At 67.3% G+C, this 21,428-nt stretch carries 19 protein-coding genes; 8 read left to right on the top strand and 11 right to left on the bottom strand.

The genetic code is table 11. The annotated features are described in order from the left end of the window. Nucleotides 1-43: 43 nt before the first annotated feature. Nucleotides 44-1,849 (bottom strand): translation elongation factor 4, encoded by a 1,806-nt coding sequence (lepA, locus tag ACSQ24_RS25175; protein ID WP_436097335.1) that lies wholly within the window; start codon nucleotides 1,847-1,849, stop codon nucleotides 44-46. A 61-nt stretch (nucleotides 1,850-1,910) separates the two neighbouring features. Continuing rightward, a complete protein-coding gene (locus ACSQ24_RS25180; RefSeq protein WP_436097336.1) occupies nucleotides 1,911-2,678 on the bottom strand; it encodes a YiiX/YebB-like N1pC/P60 family cysteine hydrolase in 768 nt (255 codons plus the stop codon). 251 nt (nucleotides 2,679-2,929) lie between these two features. Between ACSQ24_RS25180 and ACSQ24_RS25185 the strand changes: the two genes are divergently transcribed. Both ACSQ24_RS25185 and ACSQ24_RS25190 read left to right on the top strand, forming a co-directional pair. Continuing rightward, a complete protein-coding gene (locus ACSQ24_RS25185) occupies nucleotides 2,930-3,445 on the top strand; it encodes an N-acetyltransferase family protein (protein ID WP_436097337.1) in 516 nt (171 codons plus the stop codon). Nucleotides 3,446-3,491: 46 nt separating this feature from the next. Continuing rightward, nucleotides 3,492-4,589 carry a helix-turn-helix transcriptional regulator gene (locus ACSQ24_RS25190; protein ID WP_436097338.1) on the top strand — a complete coding sequence of 366 codons (1,098 nt, stop codon included), beginning with the start codon at nucleotides 3,492-3,494 and terminating at the stop codon, nucleotides 4,587-4,589. 36 nt (nucleotides 4,590-4,625) lie between these two features. On the opposite strand, the gene ACSQ24_RS25195 is transcribed toward ACSQ24_RS25190, so the two are convergent. Then, on the bottom strand, nucleotides 4,626-5,069 hold the full coding sequence (locus tag ACSQ24_RS25195) for a MarR family winged helix-turn-helix transcriptional regulator (protein WP_436097339.1): 444 nt from the start codon (nucleotides 5,067-5,069) through the stop codon (nucleotides 4,626-4,628). Between the two features lie 84 nt (nucleotides 5,070-5,153). On the opposite strand from ACSQ24_RS25195, the gene ACSQ24_RS25200 reads away from it, so the two are divergent. Continuing rightward, entirely contained in the window at nucleotides 5,154-5,660 is a 507-nt protein-coding gene (locus ACSQ24_RS25200) for a DUF1772 domain-containing protein (RefSeq protein WP_436097340.1), read from the top strand. On the opposite strand, the gene ACSQ24_RS25205 is transcribed toward ACSQ24_RS25200, so the two are convergent. From ACSQ24_RS25205 to fdxA, 4 genes are all read right to left on the bottom strand, one after another. Beyond that, nucleotides 5,639-5,881, bottom strand: coding sequence for a DUF3297 family protein (locus tag ACSQ24_RS25205; protein WP_436097341.1), 243 nt, complete (start codon nucleotides 5,879-5,881; stop codon nucleotides 5,639-5,641). The two genes, ACSQ24_RS25200 and ACSQ24_RS25205, sit on opposite strands and share 22 nt — an antisense overlap. Before the next feature lie 148 nt (nucleotides 5,882-6,029). Then, on the bottom strand, nucleotides 6,030-6,983 hold the full coding sequence (locus ACSQ24_RS25210) for an IS110 family transposase (RefSeq protein ID WP_436095030.1): 954 nt from the start codon (nucleotides 6,981-6,983) through the stop codon (nucleotides 6,030-6,032). Nucleotides 6,984-7,205: 222 nt separating this feature from the next. After that, complete coding sequence (locus tag ACSQ24_RS25215; RefSeq protein WP_436097342.1) at nucleotides 7,206-7,979, bottom strand: ferredoxin--NADP reductase; 774 nt, start codon at nucleotides 7,977-7,979, stop codon at nucleotides 7,206-7,208. A 60-nt stretch (nucleotides 7,980-8,039) separates the two neighbouring features. Then, nucleotides 8,040-8,369, bottom strand: coding sequence for a ferredoxin FdxA (gene fdxA, locus ACSQ24_RS25220; RefSeq protein ID WP_436097343.1), 330 nt, complete (start codon nucleotides 8,367-8,369; stop codon nucleotides 8,040-8,042). Nucleotides 8,370-8,520: 151 nt separating this feature from the next. Here fdxA and ACSQ24_RS25225 point away from each other — a divergent pair, with 151 nt between their 5' ends. The 3 genes from ACSQ24_RS25225 to ACSQ24_RS25235 all read left to right on the top strand — a co-directional run bounded on the left by ACSQ24_RS25225 (nucleotide 8,521) and on the right by ACSQ24_RS25235 (nucleotide 14,225). Then, nucleotides 8,521-9,717 (top strand): amidohydrolase family protein, encoded by a 1,197-nt coding sequence (locus ACSQ24_RS25225; protein ID WP_436097965.1) that lies wholly within the window; start codon nucleotides 8,521-8,523, stop codon nucleotides 9,715-9,717. 256 nt (nucleotides 9,718-9,973) lie between these two features. Next, nucleotides 9,974-10,462 carry a (2Fe-2S)-binding protein gene (locus tag ACSQ24_RS25230; RefSeq protein WP_436097344.1) on the top strand — a complete coding sequence of 163 codons (489 nt, stop codon included), beginning with the start codon at nucleotides 9,974-9,976 and terminating at the stop codon, nucleotides 10,460-10,462. Between the two features lie 229 nt (nucleotides 10,463-10,691). Next, on the top strand, nucleotides 10,692-14,225 hold the full coding sequence (locus ACSQ24_RS25235; RefSeq protein WP_436097345.1) for a molybdopterin cofactor-binding domain-containing protein: 3,534 nt from the start codon (nucleotides 10,692-10,694) through the stop codon (nucleotides 14,223-14,225). A gap of 199 nt (nucleotides 14,226-14,424) precedes the next feature. Here ACSQ24_RS25235 and ACSQ24_RS25240 read toward each other — a convergent pair whose 3' ends face one another. From ACSQ24_RS25240 to ACSQ24_RS25255, 4 genes are read right to left on the bottom strand one after another with little or no spacing between them, the layout of a single operon-like run. Next, nucleotides 14,425-15,009, bottom strand: coding sequence for an amino acid synthesis family protein (locus ACSQ24_RS25240; RefSeq protein ID WP_436097346.1), 585 nt, complete (start codon nucleotides 15,007-15,009; stop codon nucleotides 14,425-14,427). Next, complete coding sequence (locus tag ACSQ24_RS25245) at nucleotides 15,006-15,590, bottom strand: amino acid synthesis family protein (protein ID WP_436097347.1); 585 nt, start codon at nucleotides 15,588-15,590, stop codon at nucleotides 15,006-15,008. The genes ACSQ24_RS25240 and ACSQ24_RS25245 overlap by 4 nt, the downstream gene beginning before the upstream one ends. Beyond that, nucleotides 15,583-16,470 (bottom strand): UPF0280 family protein, encoded by an 888-nt coding sequence (locus ACSQ24_RS25250; RefSeq protein WP_436097348.1) that lies wholly within the window; start codon nucleotides 16,468-16,470, stop codon nucleotides 15,583-15,585. The genes ACSQ24_RS25245 and ACSQ24_RS25250 overlap by 8 nt, the downstream gene beginning before the upstream one ends. A 4-nt stretch (nucleotides 16,471-16,474) precedes the next feature. Beyond that, nucleotides 16,475-17,959 (bottom strand): 6-hydroxynicotinate reductase, encoded by a 1,485-nt coding sequence (locus tag ACSQ24_RS25255; RefSeq protein WP_436097349.1) that lies wholly within the window; start codon nucleotides 17,957-17,959, stop codon nucleotides 16,475-16,477. Nucleotides 17,960-18,504: 545 nt separating this feature from the next. Between ACSQ24_RS25255 and nadC the strand changes: the two genes are divergently transcribed. Next, entirely contained in the window at nucleotides 18,505-19,338 is an 834-nt protein-coding gene (gene nadC, locus ACSQ24_RS25260; RefSeq protein WP_436097350.1) for a carboxylating nicotinate-nucleotide diphosphorylase, read from the top strand. Between the two features lie 6 nt (nucleotides 19,339-19,344). Further along, complete coding sequence (phnN, locus tag ACSQ24_RS25265; RefSeq protein WP_436097351.1) at nucleotides 19,345-21,387, top strand: phosphonate metabolism protein/1,5-bisphosphokinase (PRPP-forming) PhnN; 2,043 nt, start codon at nucleotides 19,345-19,347, stop codon at nucleotides 21,385-21,387. Nucleotides 21,388-21,428 lie beyond the last annotated feature (41 nt).

Genomic DNA, 21,428 nt, shown 5'->3' on the forward strand with positions numbered 1-21,428 from the left:
ATGGTTCCCGGGAGATGTGTACGCTGGAGCTGAGCCTCCAGGCTCAGCTGTCCATCTTCAGCGCGGCGATGAAGGCTTCCTGCGGTATCTCGACGCGGCCGAACTGCCGCATCTTCTTCTTGCCTTCCTTCTGCTTGTCCAGGAGCTTGCGCTTGCGCGAGGCGTCGCCGCCATAGCACTTCGCGGTCACGTCCTTGCGCAGCGCCCGGATCGTCTCGCGGGCGATGATCTTGCCCCCAATGGCGGCCTGGACAGGAATCTGGAACATGTGCGGCGGGATCAGCTCCTTGAGCTTCTCGCACATCGCCCGGCCGCGGGCGTCGGCACGCGAGCGATGGACGAGCATGGAGAGCGCGTCGACCGGCTCGGCATTGACCAGGATCGACATGCGGACGAGGTCGCCCTCGCGATAGTCGGTGATGGCGTAGTCGAAGGAGGCATAGCCCTTCGAGATCGACTTCAGCCGGTCGTAGAAATCGAATACCACCTCGTTCAGCGGCAGATCGTAGACCACCTTGGCGCGCGAGCCGACATAGTTGAGGTCGATCTGCAGGCCGCGCCGGTCCTGGCAGAGCTTCAGCACCGAGCCGAGATACTCGTCCGGGGTGAAGATCGTGGCGCGGATCCAGGGCTCTTCGATGGTCTCGATCTTCATCACGTCCGGCATGTCCGCCGGGTTGTGCAATTCGAGCGTCGTGCCGTCGCGCAGTTTGAGATGGTAGACGACCGAAGGGGCGGTCGAGATCAGGTTGAGGTTGAACTCGCGCTCGAGCCGCTCCTGGATGATCTCGAGATGCAGCAGCCCGAGGAAGCCGCAGCGGAAGCCGAAGCCGAGCGCCGCCGAGGTCTCCATTTCGTAGGAAAACGAGGCGTCGTTCAGGCGCAGCCGCGACATGGCGCTGCGCAGCACCTCGAAATCGGCGGCGTCGACCGGGAAGATGCCGCAGAACACCACCGGCTGTACCGGCTTGAAGCCCGGCAGCGGCTCGGCGATCGGCTTCTTGTCGTCGGTGATGGTGTCGCCGACGGCGGTGTCGGCGACTTCCTTGATCGAGGCGGTGAAGAAGCCGACCTCGCCGGGGCCGAGCTCCTTCACTTCGAGCATCTTCGGCTTGAACACGCCGACGCGATCGACGCCATAGACGGCGTTGGCGCGCATCATCCGGATGGTCATGTTCTTCTTCAGCACGCCGTCGATGATGCGCACCAGCACGACGACGCCGAGATAGGCGTCGTACCAGCTATCGACCAGCAGAGCCTTGAGCGGGGCTTCGAGATCGCCCTTGGGCGCCGGCAGCTTCTTGACGATGGCTTCGAGCACGCCCTCGATGTTGAGGCCGGTCTTGGCCGAGATCGGCACGGCCTCGGAGGCATCGAGGCCGATCACGTCCTCGATCTGCTGCTTGATCCGCTCCGGCTCGGCCGCCGGCAGATCGATCTTGTTGAGGACGGTGACGATCTCGTGGTTGGCGTCGAGCGCCTGGTAGACGTTGGCGAGCGTCTGCGCCTCGACGCCCTGCGAGGCGTCGACCACCAGCAGCGAGCCCTCGCAGGCCGCGAGCGAACGCGAGACCTCGTAGGCGAAGTCGACGTGCCCAGGCGTGTCCATCAGGTTAAGAATGTAGGTCTTCCCATCCTCGGCGAGATAATCCAGCCGGACGGTCTGCGCCTTGATGGTGATGCCGCGTTCCTTCTCGATATCCATCGAGTCGAGGATCTGCTCGCTCATGTCGCGCGCCGCGACCGTGCCGGTCTGCTGGATCAGCCGGTCGGCAAGCGTCGACTTGCCGTGGTCGATATGCGCCACGATCGAGAAATTGCGGATGTTGTCGAAACTGCGGGTGCTCATGCGCGCGCCATAGCAGTGCGCGCCCCTTGCGCCAAGGGTGTGGGGCAGATCGGCCGCCGTTTCACTCTGCTGCGAGCAGGCGCTCCTGCGCCCAATTCAGCCGCTTATAGTCGAAACCGGCCTCCAGGGTCGGCTTCACCACGGAGAAATAGGGCGAGATGTCGAAATCGCGCGGCATATAGAGCGAATGGTGCCGGATGTGCAGGATCTCCTCGAAATCCTGCTCGTCCATCGCGCTGGCATATTCGACCGTCGGCAACACCGGATAGCGCGCCGCCTCGAAGGCCTGGGCGATCAGGGTCGAACAGATCGCCCGCGTCGGGTCGCCGGAGCCGAGCGCGATCATGCGTCGGCGGAAGCCGGCTGGCGCCCAGGGAATCGGGATCAGCCAGCGCGCCAGGTCGAGGATGTTCTTGAGGTCGTACTGCGTGCCGAGCCGCTCGAGCACATAGTCGACGGCGATCTGGCGGCCTTCCCGGTCGAGCGCCTGGGGCCGGCAGATCCGGGTGCCGAAGGCGCCATATTTCGACAGGGGTGACAGCACGCAGCCGACATCCATCTCGACTTCGGCGAGGACGAGCGGTTCGCCCTCGGGGCTGAACCGGCCGGTGTCGCCGACATAGAGCGCCGCATGCGACCAGGTCGACTGGGTCAGGTATTTGATCGCCGCCGAGACCTTCATATGGCCTTCGACCAGCAGCACGTCGCCGGGCCTCAGCGCGGCCTTCAGGCGGGCCAGCGCCTTGTCGTCGACCGGCCCGCTCTGCGGCTTGCCGCGCGTGATGAAACGCACGACCGAGCGCCCGAGGAATTCCAGCCCCCTGTTCATCGACGCCTCCCCTGCGCCGGCGCCGTTCCCGGCGTCTCCGGCCGACAGCAAAGCGCGACCCCGTGACTTTTTCGGAAATCGCCTGCTGGATTTGGGCCGGCGAGACCGGAATTCGCCAAACGTCGTAAAGTCCGGGTTGACGACAACATCCCGGCGCTCTTGCGAAGTGTAGTCCACTATGTTGGAATTAATCTTGCATAATGGAAACACCGCTATTTGGCGGCTTACTGACGAACCGAGGAAGCCGGCGCATGACCATCGAACAGCTCGACGCCGAGGGGACGCAGGCCGCAATTCCCGCGCTCACCGGAATCCTGCGCGACGCGGTCGCCAATGGCGCCTCGGTCGGCTTCATGGAGTGGAACTCGGACGCCGACTATGACCGCTTCTGGCAGGGTATCGCCGCCGATGTCGCAGCCGGCCGCGTTCTGCTGTTCGTCGCCAGCGACGAAACCGGCATCGTCGGCACAGCTCAGCTCCATCCGGTCGGGAAGCCAAATCAGCCGCACCGGGCCGAGATCGCCAAGATGCTGGTGCATTCGCGCGCGCGGCGACGCGGCATCGGCGAGGCGCTGATGCGGGCGGCGGAGGCTGCCGCGCTGAGACTGGGGCGCGACCTGCTCGTGCTCGACACCGACGAGGCCGGTGCGGCGCGGCGGCTCTACAACCGTCTCGGCTGGACCGAGGTCGGCACGATCCCGCGCTATGCGCTGATGCCGGATGGGCGCGATTGCGGCTCGACCTTCTTCTACAAGGCGCTTTCGTGAGAAGCATGCTAGCTATGGTTGCACGCTCTGCGAGAGGGAGACCCGATTGCCATTCGGCGATGGATACGAAGCGCTGATCGACGGTCTCTATGAGGCCGCCGTGATTCCCGAGCGATGGCAGGGCTGGCTCGAGGGGCTGGCACGCGATTGTGACGCAACGGCTGCGCTGTTCTCCCGGATCGGCGAGGCGCGCTTGTCGGTCGTGAGCACGAGCGACGGGTTCAAGGAGATGTGGGACGAGATCTGGCTCGCCCAGGGCGGCGCGCAGAACGAGCGCACCAAGCGGGCCGTCGCCTACCAGCACGCCGGCTTCATCACCGACGGCGACGTCTTTGCGCCCGGCGAGGCCGAGCAATTGCCCCTCTATCGCGACTTTCTGATTCCACGCGGCTACGGCTCCGGTGTCGCGACCGCGATCACCATTCCCTCCGGCGATTTCGCGATGGTCAATCTCGAGAAGCCTATCGCGGCGGGACCTTTCCCCCGGACGATCGTCGCGGCGCTCGACCGGGTTCGGCCCCATCTGGCGCGGGCGGCCTTGATCGCCAATCACCTGGAGGTCGAACGCGCCCGCAGCGCCACAGCGGCACTGGAACTCATGCGGCTGGCAGCAGCCGTGCTCGGCAAGGGCGGCCGGATCCTTGCCGCCAACAGCCTTCTCACGCGGCTGATGCCGTCTGCGATCGAGGACCTGCCCTCCCGCCTGAAGCTGACCGATGCCGGCGCCGATGCGCTGTTCGCGACAGCGCTGGAGGCACTGGGCCGGGGCGGGCAGATGGCTGCGGTCCGTTCGATCCCGATGCGGGCGCGCAATGACCAGCCGCCGATCATCTTTCATCTGGTCCCGATCAAGGGGGCGGCCCACGACCTGTTCAGCCAGGCGACCGCGATCCTCGTCGCGACGCCGCTGGTCCAGGCCAAGGCACCGTCAGCCGACCTCGTCGCCGGCCTCTTCGACCTCAGCCCGTCGGAAGCGCGGCTCGCCGCGCTGATCGCGGGCGGACACGCCCCGCGCGAGGCGGCCGTCATGCTCGGCTGGACCGAAGGGACGGCCCGCTCCACGCTGAGGCAAGTCTTCGCCAAGACAGGCGTGACCCGCCAGGCCGACCTCGTGGGATTGCTGCGCGGCGCCGTGCCGAATTGACGTCGACCGGCACCGCCGCTCGTTGCGGACGCTGACCTAGCCGAGCTCCGCGCTGCGCGAGAGCGCGCCGACAATGCGGCGCAAGCCGGAGAGAACAGACTCACGCTCAGCATCGGAGAAACCGGCCAATGCCCGCGCGTTGACGCCCTTAGCGGCAGCGAGTGCCGGCTCCTGCAGCGCCCGCGCCCGTGGTGTGAGCTGAATGCGGCGGGCGCGGGCATCGGCCTGGTCGGGGCGGCGCTCGATCAGCCCGTCACGCTCCATACGGGCGAGCGTCGCCGCCATCGTCGCCTGCTCGACATCGAGCCGGCCGACCAGATCCTTCTGCATCAGTCCCTCCTCGCGCCAGAGTTCGAGCAGAACCATGAACTGCGCCGGGGCAAGGCCGAGCGGGCGCACCGCCTCGGCCAGCTCGCGGGCGAACAGGCGGGCGACATGGTTGGCGAGATAGCCGGCGGAGCTGATCTTGAAGCTGGTCATGCAGGACTCGATTCGACGAGATTGCAATCGGATAGCATGCTATGCAATAATGGATAGCATGCTGTTTATTTTGAGGAAGTGGCCATGCCTGACTCCAATCCCGCTGCGATCACGCAGCGCCACGGCGTTTCCGCCATAGGCCTCGTCGCGCTGATCCTGACGACGCTGTTCGCTGGTGCTGCGCTCTACATCCTCGTCGCCGAGCAGCCGGCCCGGCTCGCGCTCGCCGACGCTCCGTTGCTGCGGCAGTGGCAGGAGAGCTATCCGCGCGCGGCGCGGATGCAGGCCGGGCTCGCGGTGCTGGCGAGCCTTGCCGGCGCATTCTCCTTCTGGCGCCGGCGAAACCCGCTCTGGCTGGTCGGCGCGGCATTGATGCTCGCCAATCTGCCCTTCACGTTGATCGTGATCGCGCCCGTGAACGATGCGCTGCTGGCGTTAAGCGCCGAGCAGGCAGGAGCGGCGAGCCGGGCGCTGATCGAGCGCTGGGGCGCACTGCACGCCGTGCGCGCTGGTCTTTCAGTGTTGGCGACCGCTGCCTTCGCGCTGGCGATCGCCCGCCGCGGCGGGTCTCACTCGGCCTTGCGGAAATAAGGCTCGACCGTGCCCTTGAGCTTGATCGTCATCGGGTTGCCATGGCGGTCCTTGGCATTGCCGGCGGTCAGGCGGACCCAGCCCTCGCTGACGCAGTATTCCTCGACATTGGTCTTCTCGACGCCCTTGAAGCGGACGCCGATATCCCGCGCCAGCAGCTCCTCGTTGTAGAACGGACTGTTGGGGTTGGAGGACAGCCGGTCGGGCAAGGTGTCGGTCATGGCGCTACTCGTCGGGTCGATGTGATTTGCCGGACAGGTAGCAGGCCGTGACGCGTTCGGCAAAAAGCCTAACGCCGTCCGTCATTGCGAGCGCAGCGAAGCAATCCAGGAGGACTCGCTCGGCGGCTCCTGGCGACTGTGTTGTTGGTCAAGGAGCTTGGCTGGGATCTGGTATCCAGGGCCTGTTGTGTTTGGCCATGGCGGCGAGGGCGACGAGGAGTTTTCTGGCGATGGCGATGAGGGCGACCTTGGCCGGTTTTCCGGCCTGGCGCATGGCGAGGTAGTCGCGTTTGTAGCCGTGGTCGAGGCGGGCTGCGCTGAGCGCTGCGAGGTAGAGTGCGCTGCGCAGGCAGGGCCGCCCTCCGGCGATATGGGCTTTGGCTGGCGCGGTGCCGCTCTGGCTGATCTGAGGGGCAAGGCCGGCCAGGCTGGCCAGGGCGCGCCGGTCGAGGCGGTCGAGCTCGGGCAGGTCGGCCATCAAGGTGATGGCGACGGCCGGGCCGACGCCGGGGGCGCTCTGCAGCAGGGCGAAGCGTTGCTCGTTCTGCTCATCATGGCACAGCCTGGCCCGCAGCTCGGCCTCGATGCGCGCGCGCTCCTCGCAAAGCCGCGCGATCATGCCCCTGTGGCTGTCGGCGATGGTGGGCTCGAGCGCCTGTTTCAGCCGCGTCTTCTCTTGTCCGATCATCTCGACGATCTGGCGCCGGCGCGTCGACAGGGCGCGGATCGCCCGGCTCTCGCGATCGGGGACGGGGCGCACGATATCGGGCATGAGCAGAGCAAAGCGCGCGATCAGGGCGGCGTCCAGCCGATCGTTCTTGGCCCGGCCACCCTCGGCGATGCGCCAGGCCTTGATCCGACGCGGATCGACCGCGCCAACCGCGATGCCTGCCGCCGACAGAGCCTGGAGCAAGGCCTCCGCATAAGGCCCGATCGCCTCCAGCGCGACCCGCACCACCCCCTCGCGGCGCAACCGCCCGATCAGCGCCGCTATCCCTGCAGGCCCATTGCGCACCCGCCCGCCGCCGCCCCGCGGCACGATCGCAAAGTCAAGATGATCGCGGCCGACATCGATCCCGGCCGCACAAGCCAAGCCCGCCATGGCACCTCTCCTGTATCCGGGATCGCACCGCAAGGCGCCTCCCCAGCGACTGTTCGGCAACGACGACAGGATCGGGGGATGCGCCAGCCAGAAGACGGCGATCAACCAGGATTGCTTACGCGCCAAACCCCGACCAGCTCCTCAGCAAAGGAACCAGCCTCAACATACAGGATTGCTTCGTCGCTACGCTCCTCGCAATGACGGAAGGTGCACTCCTGAGCCTCAGCGCTCGACGAAGGCGCGCTCGATCACGTAATCGCCGGCTTCGCCGTGATTGCCTTCCTCGAGGCCGCGATCGTCGAAAATCTTCTTGAGGTCGACCAGCATCTGCGGACTGCCGCAGAGCATGAAGCGGTCGCCGGTGGGGTCGAACGGACCCATGCCGGTGTCCTCGAAGATCTGGCCGGAGGTCAGCAGGTCGGTGATGCGGCCGCGGTTGCGGAACGGCTCGCGCGTCACCGTCGGGTAGTAGACGAGTTGCTCGCGGATCATCTCGCCCAAAAACTCGTCGTTCGGCAGTTCCTGCTGGATGCGCTCGCCATAGGCGAGCTCGGAGACCTGGCGGCAGCCATGGACGAGCACGACCTTCTCATAGCGCTCATAGGTCTCGGGATCGCGGATCAGCGACAGGAAGGGCGCGAGGCCCGTGCCGGTGCCGAGCAGGAACAGGCGCTTGCCGTCCTTGAGGTTGTCGAGCACCAGCGTGCCCGTCGCCTTCTTGCCGATGATGATGGGGTCACCGACCTGGAGGTTCTGCAGGCGCGAGGTGAGCGGGCCATCCGGCACCTTGATCGAGAAGAATTCGAGGTTCTCGTCGTAATTGGTGCTAGCGACGCTGTATGCGCGCAGCAGCGGCTTCTCGCCGACCTTGATCCCGATCATCGTGAACTGGCCGTTCTTGAAGCGGAAGGTCGTGTCGCGGGTCGTCGTGAAGCTGAAGAGCGTATCGGTCCAGTGATGGACTGAGAGCACGCGCTCCTCGTAGAAATTGCTCATCTCATCGATCCTCAGATAGTCTAGCGATTTAGCAGATTATCGGATACAGGCCACCCAATATCACATTGCCGGACGTTCGGAAAGCAGGTCGATCTTGTCCGGTATTCCCTTCCAGTCGTCGGCATCGGCCGGCGGCTCACTCTTCTGCCTGATGTTCGGCCAGAGCGGCGCCAGGCGAGCGTTCAGGGTCAGCCACTGCTCGGCTCCGTCGGCGCTGTCGGCGACGATCGCCTCGGCCGGGCATTCCGGCTCGCAGACGCCGCAGTCGATGCATTCGTCCGGGTGGATGACGAGCATGTTCTCGCCCTCATAGAAGCAGTCGACCGGACAGACCTCGACGCAATCCATGTATTTGCAGCGGATGCAGGCGCTGGTGACGGCGTAAGGCATGCGCGATCCTTGCTGCTTGACAGCCGGGTTCGAACGAGGCAGAAATTCATTCGTATACAAACAATATGTCGCGCCTCGCCGCGCTTGTCAATCGGGCTTCCGGCGATGAGGATGACGTAAGATTTCGGCAATGGACGACAGGGCGGATACGATGGCGGAACAGCAGGCGACGACGGTCAGCAGCACCCACAAGCTGGTGGTGAAGAATATCGGCCTGATGCTCTCCGGCGACATCGAGCGCCCGATCCTGGAGGCCGACACGCTCGTCGCCATCGGTGGCCGGATCGCCGCGGTCGGCCGTTTCAAGGATCTCGACACCGACCAGGCCGACACCGTCATCGACGCCAACGGCACGGTGCTCTCGCCCGGACTGATCGACAGCCATGTCCATCCGGTGGCCGGCGACTGGACGCCGCGCCAGAACCAGTTCGGCTGGATCGACTCGACCATGCATGGCGGCGTCACCACCATGATCTCGGCCGGCGAGGTCCACACCCCCGGCCGGCCGAAAGACATTGTCGGCCTGAAGGCCATGGCCATCTATGCGCAGCGCGCCTTCACCGCCTTCCGTCCCGGCGGCGTCAAGGTCCATGCCGGCGCGCCGGTGATCGAGCCCGGCATGGTCGAGCAGGACTTCAAGGACCTGGCCGACGCCGGCGTGAAGCTGCTCGGCGAAGTCGGGCTCGGCGGCGTCAAGGACGGCGCGCGGGCCAGGGAGATGGTGGCCTGGGCCCGCAAATACGGGATCCAGTCGACCATCCACACGGGCGGTCCCTCGATTCCCGGCTCGGGGCTGATCGGCGCCGATGTCGTGCTCGAAGCCGATACCGACGTCGTCGGCCACATCAATGGCGGCCATACCGCCCTGCCCGACAAGGAGATCCGCTGCATCTGCGAGGGCTGCAAGCGCGGCCTCGAACTGGTGCATAACGGCAATGAGCGCGCCGCGCTCTACACCCTGCGTGTCGCCCGCGAGATGGACGAGTTGCAGCGCGTCATTCTCGGCACCGACGGGCCGGCCGGCTCCGGCGTGCAGCCGCTCGGTATCATCAGAATGGTCTCGATGCTGTCCTCGCTCGGGGATGTTCCTGCGGAGATCGCGTTCTGCTTCGCCACCGGCAACACCGCCCGGATGCGCAGCCTCGATTGCGGCCTGATCGAGGTCGGCCGCGCCGCCGATTTCGTCTTCATGGACAAGGCCCAGCATTCGGCTGGAAAAAACTTCCTCGACTCGATCCAGCTCGGCGATTTACCCGGCATCGGCATGATCGTGATCGACGGCATCGTCCGCAGCGGCATCAGCCGCAACACCCCGCCGGCGGAGAAGATCCCGTCGGTGGGGCACTAGGTTCGGCTGGCTCCGGCGTCATTCTCGGGCGAAGCGAAGCGCAGACCCGAGAATCTCAGGACAAGAAGGCGCCGATCGGAGCCTCCTCCGGCCTGAGATGCTCGGGACAAGCCCGAGCATGACGGAGTGCGCCTCCCCGTAGAAATCCCGCTTGCAGCCTACTTCGATTTATCATTATTCTCATTCGTATACGAATGATCTCGGTGGCCGTGACGATCAGACCGATCAGGCGCGCCTCGCCCCGCCTGGGCGAGCCATGAGGACGACGCGGCGCTTTGCGCTTCGCGTCAACGGCGCGAGCCATGAGGTCGAGGGCGAAGCCCAGACGCCGCTGCTGTTCTTCCTGCGCAACGACCTCGCGCTCAACAGCCCGAAATTCGGCTGCGGCCTCGGCGAGTGCGGCGCCTGCACGGTGCTGGTCGACGGGCAGGCGGCGCGCGCCTGCGCCCTGCCGGTGCGACTGGCGGAAAGCCGCGAGATCGTCACCCTCGAAGGGCTCGGCAGCCTCAACGCGCCGCATCCGCTGCAGCAGGCTTTCATCGACGCGCAAGCGGCGCAATGCGGCTACTGCATCGCCGGCATGGTGATGACGGCGAAGGCCTTCCTGAATGTTCGCCCCGACCCTAGCGAGGCCGAGGTGCGCGAGGCGCTGCGCCATAACCTCTGCCGCTGCGGCACCCATGTCGAGATCGTCAGGGCGGTGATGCTCGCGGCCGAGCGCGGTCGGCAGGAGGCGGCGTCATGACTCGGGCCTCCATGCTTCCGATCAAGCGCCGCCGCGCTCCCTCTCCCCTTGTGGGGGAGGGTTGGGGAGGGGGGTATGCCATCCGCGACGCTTCTCCCGTCGACCATCGCGTCCTGCCAATCCAGCAACTTCACGGCTGGCTACCCCCCTCTCCAGCTCTCCCCCACAAGGGGGGAGAGGGTAGCGCGCGGTTCCCGCTCGCTACCTGCTGGCCCCGGCAGAGGTCACCATGAGCGGGCCGGCCGCCCCCCTCTCGCGCAAGACTCTGTTGAAGCGCGGCGGCGTGATCGGCGTGGTGGCGCCGCGCAAGGGCACAGCTGCCGGCGCCGCGCCGGAGGACGGGCTCGACCTGCATGTCTGCCTGACGGCGGAAGGCCGCGTCTTCGCCTTCAATGGCCATGTCGATCTCGGCACCGGTATCCGTACCGCGCTGGCGCAGATGGTGGCGGAGGAGCTGGATTTTCCGTTCGAAGCGGTCGAGATGGTGCTCGGTGACACCGCCGAGACGCCCGATCAGGGCCCGACCATCGCCAGCGAGACGATCCAGGTCACCTCGCTGGCGATACGCATCGCGGCGACGCAGATCCGCGCCAGACTGATCGCGCTCGCGGCCGCCGCGCTGAGCTGCGGCGAGGACGAGCTCACGCTCAGCGTCGGCGTGATCGCGCGCAAGGGCGAAACGGACCCGGCCATCGCCCTCGACACGCTGCTCGCCAATGAGCGTATCCTGCTGCCGCTGGCCGAGAGCGCCGAGTTCAAGCAGGTCGACCAGCACAAGCTCGTCGGCCGCCCGGTCGCCCGCGTCGACATCCCGGCCAAGGTCACCGGTAGCTTCGCCTATGTCCACGATGTCCGCGTGCCCAGCATGCTGCATGGCCGCGTCGTGCGCCCGCCCTATGCCGGCATGGACGCCGGCGACTTCGTCGGCAAGAGCCTGATCTCGGTCGATCGCGACTCGATCGCAGACGTGCCCGGCATCCGCACCGTGGTGGTCGAGGGCGACTTCATCGGCATCGTCGCCGAGCGCGAGGAGCAGGCGGCGGAAGCGGCGCTGAAGCTTCGGGCGCAATGGCGCGATTTCACGCCGCCCGACCTCTCCGATCTCGGCCAGGCGCTGCGCACGCATCCGTCGACGCCGCGTCTGCTCGCCGAGGAGGGCGATGTCGAAACGGCGCTGGGGAGCCTCGAGGCGAGGCTCGACCGCACCTATGTCTGGCCTTACCACATGCACGGCTCGATCGGCCCGTCCTGCGCGGTCGCCGATGTGCGCGAGAACGGGATCACAGTCTGGACCGGCAGCCAGAACCCCTATCCGCTGCAGAACGATCTCGCGCTGCTCACCGGCCTGCCGAAGGAGCGGATCGACGTTGTCCGCTTCGAGGCCGCCGGCTGCTATGGCCGCAACTGCGCCGACGACGTCGCCGCCGATGCGGTCTTGCTGTCGCGCGCGGTCGGCATGCCGGTGCGGGTTCAGCTCACCCGCGAGCAGGAGCATCTCTGGGAGCCGAAGGGCGCAGCCCAGCTGATCGACATCAAGGGCGGGCTCGGCCCCAGCGGCTCGCTCAAGGCCTACGACTTCCATACCTGGTATCCGTCGAACGCCGCACCGACCCTGGCGCTGCTGCTGACCGGGCGCATCCCGAACCAGCCGGCGGCGCTCCGGATGGGCGATCGCACCGCGGCGCCGTCCTACAATTACGAGAACATGCGGCTGACCGCCTATGACATGCCGCCAATCGTGCGGGCGTCCTGGCTGCGCGGCGTCTCGGCCATGCCGAACGTCTTCGCGCATGAGAGCTATATCGACGAGCTCGCGCATGAAGCCGGCGTCGATCCTGTCGAGTTCCGCCTGCGCCACATCAACGACGAGCGCGCCGCCGAACTGACGCGTGCGACCGCGGAGCGGGCCAACTGGCAGCCGCATGTCGGCCCACGCATGCAAGCCGATGGCGAAGTGCTGCGCGGGCGCGGCTTCGCCCAGGCGCGCTATGTCCATGGCAGCTGGCCGGGCGTCGGCGCGGCCTGGGCGGCCTGGGTCGCCGATGTCGCGGTCAACCGCACGACCGGCGAGGTCACCGTCTCCCGCGTCACCGTCGGCCAGGACACCGGCATGATGGTCAACCCTGTCGGGGTGACACACCAGATCCACGGCAATGTCCTGCAATCGACCAGCCGGGTGCTGCGCGAGGAGGTGACGTTCTCGCAGACCACCACCGTCGCCAGCCGCGACTGGGGCTCCTATCCGGTGCTGACCTTCCCGGAATTGCCGGCAATCGACGTCATGCTGATGGACCGCCAGCATCTGCCGCCGATGGGCGCGGGCGAGTCGGCCTCGGTCCCGAGCGCGGCGGCGATCGTCAATGCCGTCTACGACGCGACCGGGGTGCGCTTCCGCGAATTGCCGCTGACGCCGGAGCGGGTGCTCGCCGGCCTCAACGGCACGCTGCTATTGAAGTCGCCGCTCCGCGAGCCGGCCGGGCGCCTGCCCTGGTGGAGCAAGCTCGGCGCGGCCGTGGCGGGCGCCGCGACCTTCGCGGCCGTTTCGCTGGCAATGGCTCCGTCGATCGCGCCGATTGCGCGGCCGGACCCGTCGACCTGGTCGACGACGACGATCGAGCGCGGTCGCCAACTCGCGGCGCTCGGCGCCTGCGCCGTCTGCCATACCGGCAAGGACGGCGTGCGCTATGCCGGCGGGCTCGCCTTGCCGACGCCGTTCGGCACGGTGATGACCACCAACATCACGCCTGATGCCGAGACCGGCATCGGCAGCTGGTCCTACGCCGCCTTCGAGCGGGCGATGCGCGCCGGCGTGCATCGCGATGGCCGCCAGCTCTACCCGGCCTTCCCCTATCCGAGCTTCGCCAAGACGAGCGAGGCCGACCTGCAGGCGCTCTACGCCTTTCTGATGTCGCAACCGGCGGTGCGCCGGGAGAACGAGCAGAGCCGGCTCACCTTCCCGTTCAACCTGCGCCCGCTGATGGCTGGCTGGAACCAGCTGTTCAACCGCGGGAGCGAGCTGAAGCCCGATCCGGCGCGTTCGGCTGAGTGGAATCGCGGGCGCTATCTCGTCGACGGGCTCGGCCATTGCGGCGCCTGCCACACGCCGCGCAACGCGCTCGGCGCCGAGAAGGGCGGCAGCGCCTATCTTACTGGCGGCGAGGCTGAGGGCTGGGAGGCACCGGCACTGACGAAGCTCTCGGCCGGACCGATCCCGTGGAGCGAGGCCGAGCTTTACGCCTACCTGAAGACCGGCACCTCGCAGCACCATGGCGCAGCCGCTGGCCCGATGGCGCCTGTGATCGCCGAGCTCAGGGAATTGCCCGACGCCGATATCCGGGCGATGGCGAGCTATCTCGCCTCCTTGAACGAACCTCTCCCCGCAGCTGAAGCCGAAGCGCTGGTAGCGCGGATCGGGCAGCAGACGGAGCGGGCCACCAATCCTGCGACCTCAGCCGTAGCGCGGCTCTACGAGGGCGCCTGCGCCGCCTGCCACGAGACCGGCCGCGCCGCACCATTGCTCAATGCCGGACCGGCGCTCGGCTTGTCGTCAAAGCTGCATGCGGCGACGCCGACCAATCTCGTCAACATGCTCCTCGAAGGCGGCCAGCACGGCATCGGTTCGATGCCTTCCTTCGCGACCGCGCTCGACGATCGCCAACTGGTGGGGTTGGCAGCCCATCTGCGCGGGCGCTTCGCTCCGGGGAAACCGGGCTGGGAAGGGATCGAAGCGGCGGTGGCGAGGGCGCGTAAGGCGGGGCATTGAGGCGCGGGAGCCGCAACGGAGAACCCCTCTCCCGGATGGGAGAAGGGTAGGGGTGAGGGACCGCCGCTGATTGTTGTGGCGCAACGGCACTGCTGCGGCCTTGTTCGGGTCTGGCAGGCCCTCATCCCTGCCCTTCTCCCAGACGGGAGAAGGGTTCCCCGCGCCTGTCCGTCTTAGTCGGACGGAGTGCGGAAACGCCCTACCGCAGCCCGTCCTCGCCCTTGGCCGCGGCATGAGTCAGGCCGCCGACGCGCGGCAATGGCCGGCCGCCGCTGGTGAGGGCCACCGCGACGACGATCTCGCCGGCGCGCGGCGCGTCCGAAATCCGGACTTCCATGCCGTCGAAATGGCTGCGGACATAGGCGGCCGCCTTATGGCCGAGCGGCACGTCGAGGACGACGCCGAGCGAGCCGCGCTTCTTCGAGGACGGGATCAGCGCCGGCGCCTTGCCCAGCAGCTTGCGCAGGGGCGCGCCAAGCTTGGGATGCAGGATCGCGGCGGCGTGCTCGAGCTCGCCATCCTCGCCGACAGCGGCGGCCTTGCCATAGCCCTCGACCGCCTCGCCCTCGATGCCGAGCGCCTTCAGCGCATGGCGGCCGAGCAGGTCGCCGAGCTCCTCACCGATATCGATCAGCTCGGAGAGATCATCCTGATATTTGCCGGCAAATGGATTGGCGATCACCGCAACCGCGGCGGCACGCCGGATCGGCGGCGAGACCGGCCGGCCGAGCTCGGTATGGGTCTCGTCGACGACCGTGACGATCTTTCGGATCCGCGCCTTCATCGCAGGCCGTCCTCGCCCTTGATCTCGCTTGCCTTGAGCCCGCCGACGCGGGCGTGGATGCGCGAGCCTGTCGTCATCACCAGCGCGAACAGCAATTCGTCGGCTCGGGGCGCATCGGTGATGCCGATCTCGAAAGCGTCGAAATGGCTGCGGACATAGGAGGCGTTGACATGGGTGACGGGGATGTCGAGCCGCGTGCCGGGACCGCCGACCTTCTTGGTCGAGGGCACGATCGCCTTGGCGTCCCCCAGCAGTTCGCGCATGGCGTAGCCGCCGGGCACATGCCAGAGCGCGCCATGCTCGAGCTCGCCGGCAGCGCCAACGATGGCACCCTTGCCATAGCCCTGGATCATCCTGGCATCGCCGCCCATCGCCGCAAGCAGGCGCTGCGCCATGGCCAAACCGAAGGGCTTGAGATCATCCATGAAGCCCTGGATCTCCTCGACATAGCGGCCGGCATAGGGGTTGGCGATCACCGCCAGCGCCGCACCGCGCTTCAGCGGCACCGAAGCGGCCGGGCCGCCCTCGTGATAGATCTCCTCGACGGTCACGGCGTATTTTCGCACGGCGATCTCAGGCACGGGCAAGTCTCCTCTCAGGGTCTTCTTGAACGATCATAGGCGTGGCGAGCGCGCGGCTCTCGCCCTGCAGATGCATGGCGGCCGAGACGATCAGGCCGGCCGCGCGCAGGCGCTCCGCCTCAACGAGGCCGGCGGCGAGCGCGGTTTCGATCTCGCCCGCGGCAAGAGGTCCGACATGGCGGGTGACCAGCCGCCCGCCGAGATCACTGTCGCTCTGGATGGAACTGGCCGGCAGGCGCTCGATCGCGGGATGGCCGGGCAGGTCGATCGCATTGGCGATCACGGTCGCGGCGGCGTCGGCCATGGCGGCGGTCGCCGCGAGCACGGTCACGGCCTCGGCGATCCCCAACGAGAAGCTGCGGCCGGGATAGCCTGAGGTCGCGATGCCGGCGACGCCATCCTCGGGCCGGATCGTCGCGGTGGCGAAGAACTCCGGCCGGTCGGGACGCTTCACCAGCCCGATGCGGAACTGCTCGCCGGCTGCGAGGTGCAGGGCGATGTCACCGCCATTATTGACATAGGCTCGCGTGAGCGGCGCGGCCGCGCACATCGCGCCCAGAATCTCCTGCGCCACCGAGCCGGCGACGGCGGCCATCGGCGTGATGAAGCAGCACTCGGCGAAACGCGCCACGGCAGCGTGCATGCGGCGGGCGACCGGGCCGAGCGGCAGCGGGCTCGTCCTGCTCACCGCCGTGCGTAGCAGCTTCAATTCATCGCAGAGCTCAGCGAGCAGGCCGCCGAAGCGGCTAATGGCCACCTCATGCGCGGCCTTCACAGCATCCTGCTGCCCAATGGCCTCGATGACGAGATCGATCGGCCCCTGCTGCAGTAGCAGGCGCCTGCCATCCGGCAGAAAGCGTGCGGAGGGCTTTTCCCACATCGCCCTAGCCGAGCGAGCGGCGCGGCTGCTCGGGCGCCAGCGGCCACGGATTGTCCGGGCGCTGCGGCAGGCGCAGCTGGCTACCGCCCTTGAGCGAAGCCAGCGGCTGGATCGCGTCCATATGGCCGCCGAGCGCCTCGTAATCGGTCCGGCTCATGGTGAATTCGAGCGGCGCGACCAGCGCCGGCGTCGGCACATAGCCGAAGGCGTTCTCGGGCAGGCGGGTGACGTCGACCATGAAGGTGATGCCGCCGCCCGGCCAGATATAGACCGGCGCGCCGCCACAGGTGACATAGGTCAGCGCATCCTTGACCGAACGGGTCAGCCGCACCGGATTCTCGGTGACGCCGGCGCGCAACGAGCCGCCGGCGCCGCCGATGAACAGCACGGTCGAGAGCGCCGGCTCGCAATTCTCGGCGATGCGCTCGACCGGCTCGACCAGCGGCTGCGGCATCTGCGTCTCGACCGGCACGAGGTTCTCGTCGAGTTCGTAATAGGCGGCGTGCTCGCCGGTGGTCGAGACCATCAGCAGGCGCAGGCCGGGATAGGCGACCTTGGGGTCGAACGGGCCGAGAACGGTGAGCGGATCGCTGATATTGGTGCCGCCCCAGCCGGTGCCGGGCTGCGCCACCTGGAAGTAGCGGCCGGGCGTCGAGCGACGGCCCTTCAGCTTGATGCCGGTCCCCGCCATGCCGAGCAGCTTGCCGGCCTGGTGCTCGGAGAGCACGCCGGTGATGTGATCGTCGACGACGACGACCTCGTCGACCTTGCCGTGCCATTGCTTGGCGAAGATGCCGATCGTCGCCGAGCCGCAGCCGACGCGCATGCGGCTCTCCTGGATGCCGTTGACGATCGGCGGCTTGCCGGCCTGGACGATCACCGTCTCGCCCTCGTCGATGGTGAGCTCGACCGCCTTGCCGTTGCTGAGCTGCAGCAGCGCGTCGCAGGTGACGCGGCCCTCCTTCTTCGAGCCGCCGGTGAGATGATGGACGCCGCCGAGCGAGAGCATCTGCGAGCCGTATTCGCCGGTGGTGACGTGGCCGATCGCCTCGCCCTCGACCCGCACCGTCGCCTGCTCGGGGCCGAGGAAGCGGTCAGTGTCGATCTTCACCTTGACGCCGCAATAGCTGAAGATGCCCTCGGTCACGACGGTGACCATGTCGACGCCATCGACCTCGGAGGAGACGATGAACGGGGCCGGCTTGTAGTCGGGATAGGTGGTGCCGGCGCCGATCGCGGTGATGAACGTGCCCTGCTGGTGCACGATCTCGCCTTCCCATTCGCGGCTGCCCGCGAAAGGCACGACCTCGCCGCCGTGCTCCAGCGTGCGCTCGAGCACGACATGCGGCTCCATCCGCACCAGCTCGCCCTCGACATTGCCGTAGCGATCGCAGGCGCCGACGGCGCCGGGCTTGATGAAGCACATCACCGGGCAGGCATCACAGCGGATCTTGTCGTCCGCGACCGGGCTCGCTTCGTCCAGCGCCATGCTTGATCCTCCCGCAAAGCGGGCTTCGGATTTTGTTTGTGTACAAACGATACTGGCGCGCCTCTTAGACCAAGTCAAGACAAGGCGAGGCTCTGGATGGCGGCCCAACCTACCCCGGATCCCGTGGTTGTCCCATCTTCTTGGTGGTCTTTTCGATCAACCTCGCGCCGTCATTCCGGCCGCAGCGAAGCGGAGCGCCGGAATCCATCGTAGGGAACCGCGCTCTACGATGGATTCCGGAGCTGCACCGCTAGCGCGGCTTGCCCGGAATGACGGCGCGAGGTTGATCGAAGGCTCTAACCATCACCGCCAGGCTGGCGCTGGTTACTCCGGCAAAAACAGGCCTCGGTCAGCAATTCTTGCATGCAAGATTATTTACGGCGCTGCCAAACGCGGTTCCTACCTCGCGGAGATGACCTCGCCATGACGCGATTGCTGGTTGCAAGCACGGCTTCGATGGCGCATTGACAGCCAAATTTTCCCGCTGCTATTGTTTGCATACAAACATGTTTCGAGCGGCGTCGCCGCGGGAGAGAGGGCCTGCCATGTATGACAGCTTCGCCACGGATCGCCTGATCGACCATTGGCTGATCGAGGATATCGGTGCCTGCGACCTCACCGTCCAGGTGATGATCGAGCCCGGCGAGACCGGCAAGTTCCAGATGAACGCCCGCGAGCCGATGATCGTCGCCGGCGTCGAGATCGCAGCCCGGGTGTTCAAGCGCTACGACCCCGAGCTCAAGGTGACCCTCCTGGTCAAGGACGGCGACAAGGTCGAGAAAGGCGCGATCCTGGTCGAGATCGAGGGCGCTGCCCGCAGCGTGCTCACCGCCGAGCGTACCGCGCTCAACATCGCCCAGCGCCTCTCCGGCATCGCCAACGAGACCGCCCGCTATGCCGCCGCCATGGCCGGCAGCGAGGCGCGCCTGATCGACACCCGCAAGACCACGCCGGGCCTGCGCATGATGGAAAAGCACGCCGTGACTTGCGGTGGCGGCCTCAACCACCGCCTCGGCCTCGATAACGGCGTGATGATCAAGGACAACCACATCGCCGTCTGCGGCAGCATCACCGCCGCCGTCGAGCGCGCCCGCAAGAAGCTGCCGGTGCTGACCAAGCTCGAAGTCGAATGCGACCGGCTCGAGCAGGTCGAGGAAGCCGCCAGGGCCGGCGCCGACGTGATCATGCTCGACAACATGTCGGTCGCCGACATGACTGAAGCCGTGAAATTGATCGCCGGCCGCGCCAAGGTCGAGGCCTCCGGCGGCATCAACATCGACACGATCGGCCCGATCTCGAAGACCGGCGTCGACTATATCTCGACCAGCAAGATCACCCAGTCGGCGCCGGCGGTGGACATCGGCCTCGACGAAGCCTGAGCAAAGATGCGGCCCGGTACCTTCTTCCTCGTCGTCGGCCCGAGCGGGGCCGGCAAGGACTCGCTGATCGACGGCGCCCGCACCTTGCTGGAGCCGACCGGCCGCTATGTCTTCGCGCGGCGTGTCGTCACCCGCCCGGCCGGCTCGCCGGGCGAGGATCACGATGCGGCGACGGACGAGGCCTTCGACGCGCGCGAGGCCAGGGGCGACTTCCTGATCACCTGGGGCGCTCATGGCCTGCGCTACGGCCTGCCGGCCGAGCTGAAACGCCTGGTCGAAGCCGGCCGCAATGTCATCGCCAACGGCTCGCGCGCCACGATCGCGGCGCTCGCGGGCCGCCTGCCGCGCTTCGTCGTCGTCGAGGTGATCGCGCCGCCCGAGGTGCTCGCCGCCCGGATCGCCGGGCGCGGACGCGAGAGCGGCGAAGCCATTGAGAAGCGCCTGTCGCGCACGGTCGAGCCCCGGCCGGAAGGGATCAGGGCGGCGACGATCTGCAATGATCAGAGCGTCGAGATCGGTGTCGAGCGCTTCATCGCCGCGGTCGAGGCCGCCACCAATACGATGCGGCTGCGCCGGCTGCCGCTCTTCGCCGGCCGGGCGCATTGCGCCTACCTCCCGGCCAAGGGCGAGATCGTCAACGGTTTCGACTATCTCGGGCCGGGCCGGATCGAGATTTCGGGAGCAACGGCCAGCACGCGCTCGGACGTGCAGGTGATCGACCTGCCCTCGCTGCTCGCCGGTGACGAAATCGGCCTGTCGGCCGAGGCCTTCGACGAACTCGGCCTGCCCGAGGGCAGCGAGGTCACGCTCAGGCGCACGCCCACGCCCGAGAGCCGCGCCGCGCTGACCCGCAAGATCCAGGGCGGCGAGCTCTCGGAAGAGCAGTACCACACGCTGATCCGAGACATCGTCGAGGCCCGCTATCCCGATGGCGAGGTCGCGGCCTTCCTGGTCGCGGCGACGCAGAAGCTGAGCGATGACGAAGTCGTTTCACTGGCGCGGGTGCGCTCCCGCTTCGCCCAGACGATCACCTGGCCCGACAGAATCGTCGTCGACAAGCATTCGATGGGCGGGATTCCCGGCAGCCGGATCACGCTGATCGTGGTGCCGATCGTCGCCGCGCACGGCGCCTTCCTGATGCCGAAAACCTCGTCGCGCGCCATCACCTCGGCGGCCGGCACGGCGGATGCGATGGAGGCGCTCGCCCGCGTCGAGCTCAACCCGGCCGAGCTGCGCGCCTGCGTGGAAAAGGCGCGCGGCTGCATCGCCTGGAACGGGCGATTGAACCATTCCGTCGTCGACGACGTGATGAACGCGATCACGCGGCCGCTCGGGATCGATTCGAATCGCTGGTCGGTCGCCTCGATCCTGTCGAAGAAGCTCACGGCCGGCTCGACCCATGTCATCGTCGATCTGCCCTACGGCCCGCGTGCCAAGCTGAAGAGCGAGGCCGAGGCCGCCGAACTCGCACTATTGTTCGAGACGGTCGGAACCGGGCTCGGCCTCGTGGTCGAGGCCTTCCCGACCGATGGCAGTCGCCCGATCGGACGCGGGATCGGTGCGGCACTGGAGTGCCGCGATGTCAGCTGGGTACTCGACAACGATCCGCAGGCACCGGCCGACCTGGTCGAGAAGGCACTGTTCTTCGCCAGCCGCATCCTCGCCTGGGATCCGGCGCTCGGCTCGGCCGCAGCCGGGCGGACACGCGCCGAGGAGCTGCTCCGCTCCGGCGCGGCGCGCGCCGCCTTCGAGCGCATCATCGATGCGCAAGGCCGGCGCGAACCGCCGGTCGCGCCCGGGCTGCTGGTCCATACGGTGCGCGCGCCCAAGGCCGGCACGATCATGGAAATCGATGGCTGGGCGGTCGCCGGGGTCGCCAGGCGCGCCGGCGCGCCGTTCGACAAGGCGGCCGGTATCGACCTGCGCCGCCATGTCGGCGACACCGTCGCCGCGGGTGATCCGCTCTTCGCCATCCACGCCAGCGCCGCGAGCGATCTCGACGAAGCGAAGGCGATGGCGGAAGCCTGCGACTGCTACGTGGTCAGTTAGTCGCGCGGCGCACACTTTCGTCATTGCGAGGAGCGTAGCGA

This window comes from Allobosea sp. LjRoot237 (assembly GCF_964253285.1).
Taxonomy (GTDB): Bacteria; Pseudomonadota; Alphaproteobacteria; order Rhizobiales; family Beijerinckiaceae; genus Allobosea.

Coding starts and splice junctions, on each gene's coding strand:
- lepA (WP_436097335.1), bottom strand. CDS start 1,849: ATGAGCACCCGCAGTTTCGACAACATCCGCAATTTCTCGATCGTGGCG.
- ACSQ24_RS25180 (WP_436097336.1), bottom strand. CDS start 2,678: ATGAACAGGGGGCTGGAATTCCTCGGGCGCTCGGTCGTGCGTTTCATC.
- ACSQ24_RS25185 (WP_436097337.1), top strand. CDS start 2,930: ATGACCATCGAACAGCTCGACGCCGAGGGGACGCAGGCCGCAATTCCC.
- ACSQ24_RS25195 (WP_436097339.1), bottom strand. CDS start 5,069: ATGACCAGCTTCAAGATCAGCTCCGCCGGCTATCTCGCCAACCATGTC.
- ACSQ24_RS25200 (WP_436097340.1), top strand. CDS start 5,154: ATGCCTGACTCCAATCCCGCTGCGATCACGCAGCGCCACGGCGTTTCC.
- ACSQ24_RS25205 (WP_436097341.1), bottom strand. CDS start 5,881: ATGACCGACACCTTGCCCGACCGGCTGTCCTCCAACCCCAACAGTCCG.
- ACSQ24_RS25210 (WP_436095030.1), bottom strand. CDS start 6,983: ATGGCGGGCTTGGCTTGTGCGGCCGGGATCGATGTCGGCCGCGATCAT.
- ACSQ24_RS25215 (WP_436097342.1), bottom strand. CDS start 7,979: ATGAGCAATTTCTACGAGGAGCGCGTGCTCTCAGTCCATCACTGGACC.
- fdxA (WP_436097343.1), bottom strand. CDS start 8,369: ATGCCTTACGCCGTCACCAGCGCCTGCATCCGCTGCAAATACATGGAT.
- ACSQ24_RS25225 (WP_436097965.1), top strand. CDS start 8,521: ATGGCGGAACAGCAGGCGACGACGGTCAGCAGCACCCACAAGCTGGTG.
- ACSQ24_RS25230 (WP_436097344.1), top strand. CDS start 9,974: ATGAGGACGACGCGGCGCTTTGCGCTTCGCGTCAACGGCGCGAGCCAT.
- ACSQ24_RS25235 (WP_436097345.1), top strand. CDS start 10,692: ATGAGCGGGCCGGCCGCCCCCCTCTCGCGCAAGACTCTGTTGAAGCGC.
- ACSQ24_RS25240 (WP_436097346.1), bottom strand. CDS start 15,009: ATGAAGGCGCGGATCCGAAAGATCGTCACGGTCGTCGACGAGACCCAT.
- ACSQ24_RS25250 (WP_436097348.1), bottom strand. CDS start 16,470: ATGTGGGAAAAGCCCTCCGCACGCTTTCTGCCGGATGGCAGGCGCCTG.
- ACSQ24_RS25255 (WP_436097349.1), bottom strand. CDS start 17,959: ATGGCGCTGGACGAAGCGAGCCCGGTCGCGGACGACAAGATCCGCTGT.
- nadC (WP_436097350.1), top strand. CDS start 18,505: ATGTATGACAGCTTCGCCACGGATCGCCTGATCGACCATTGGCTGATC.
- phnN (WP_436097351.1), top strand. CDS start 19,345: ATGCGGCCCGGTACCTTCTTCCTCGTCGTCGGCCCGAGCGGGGCCGGC.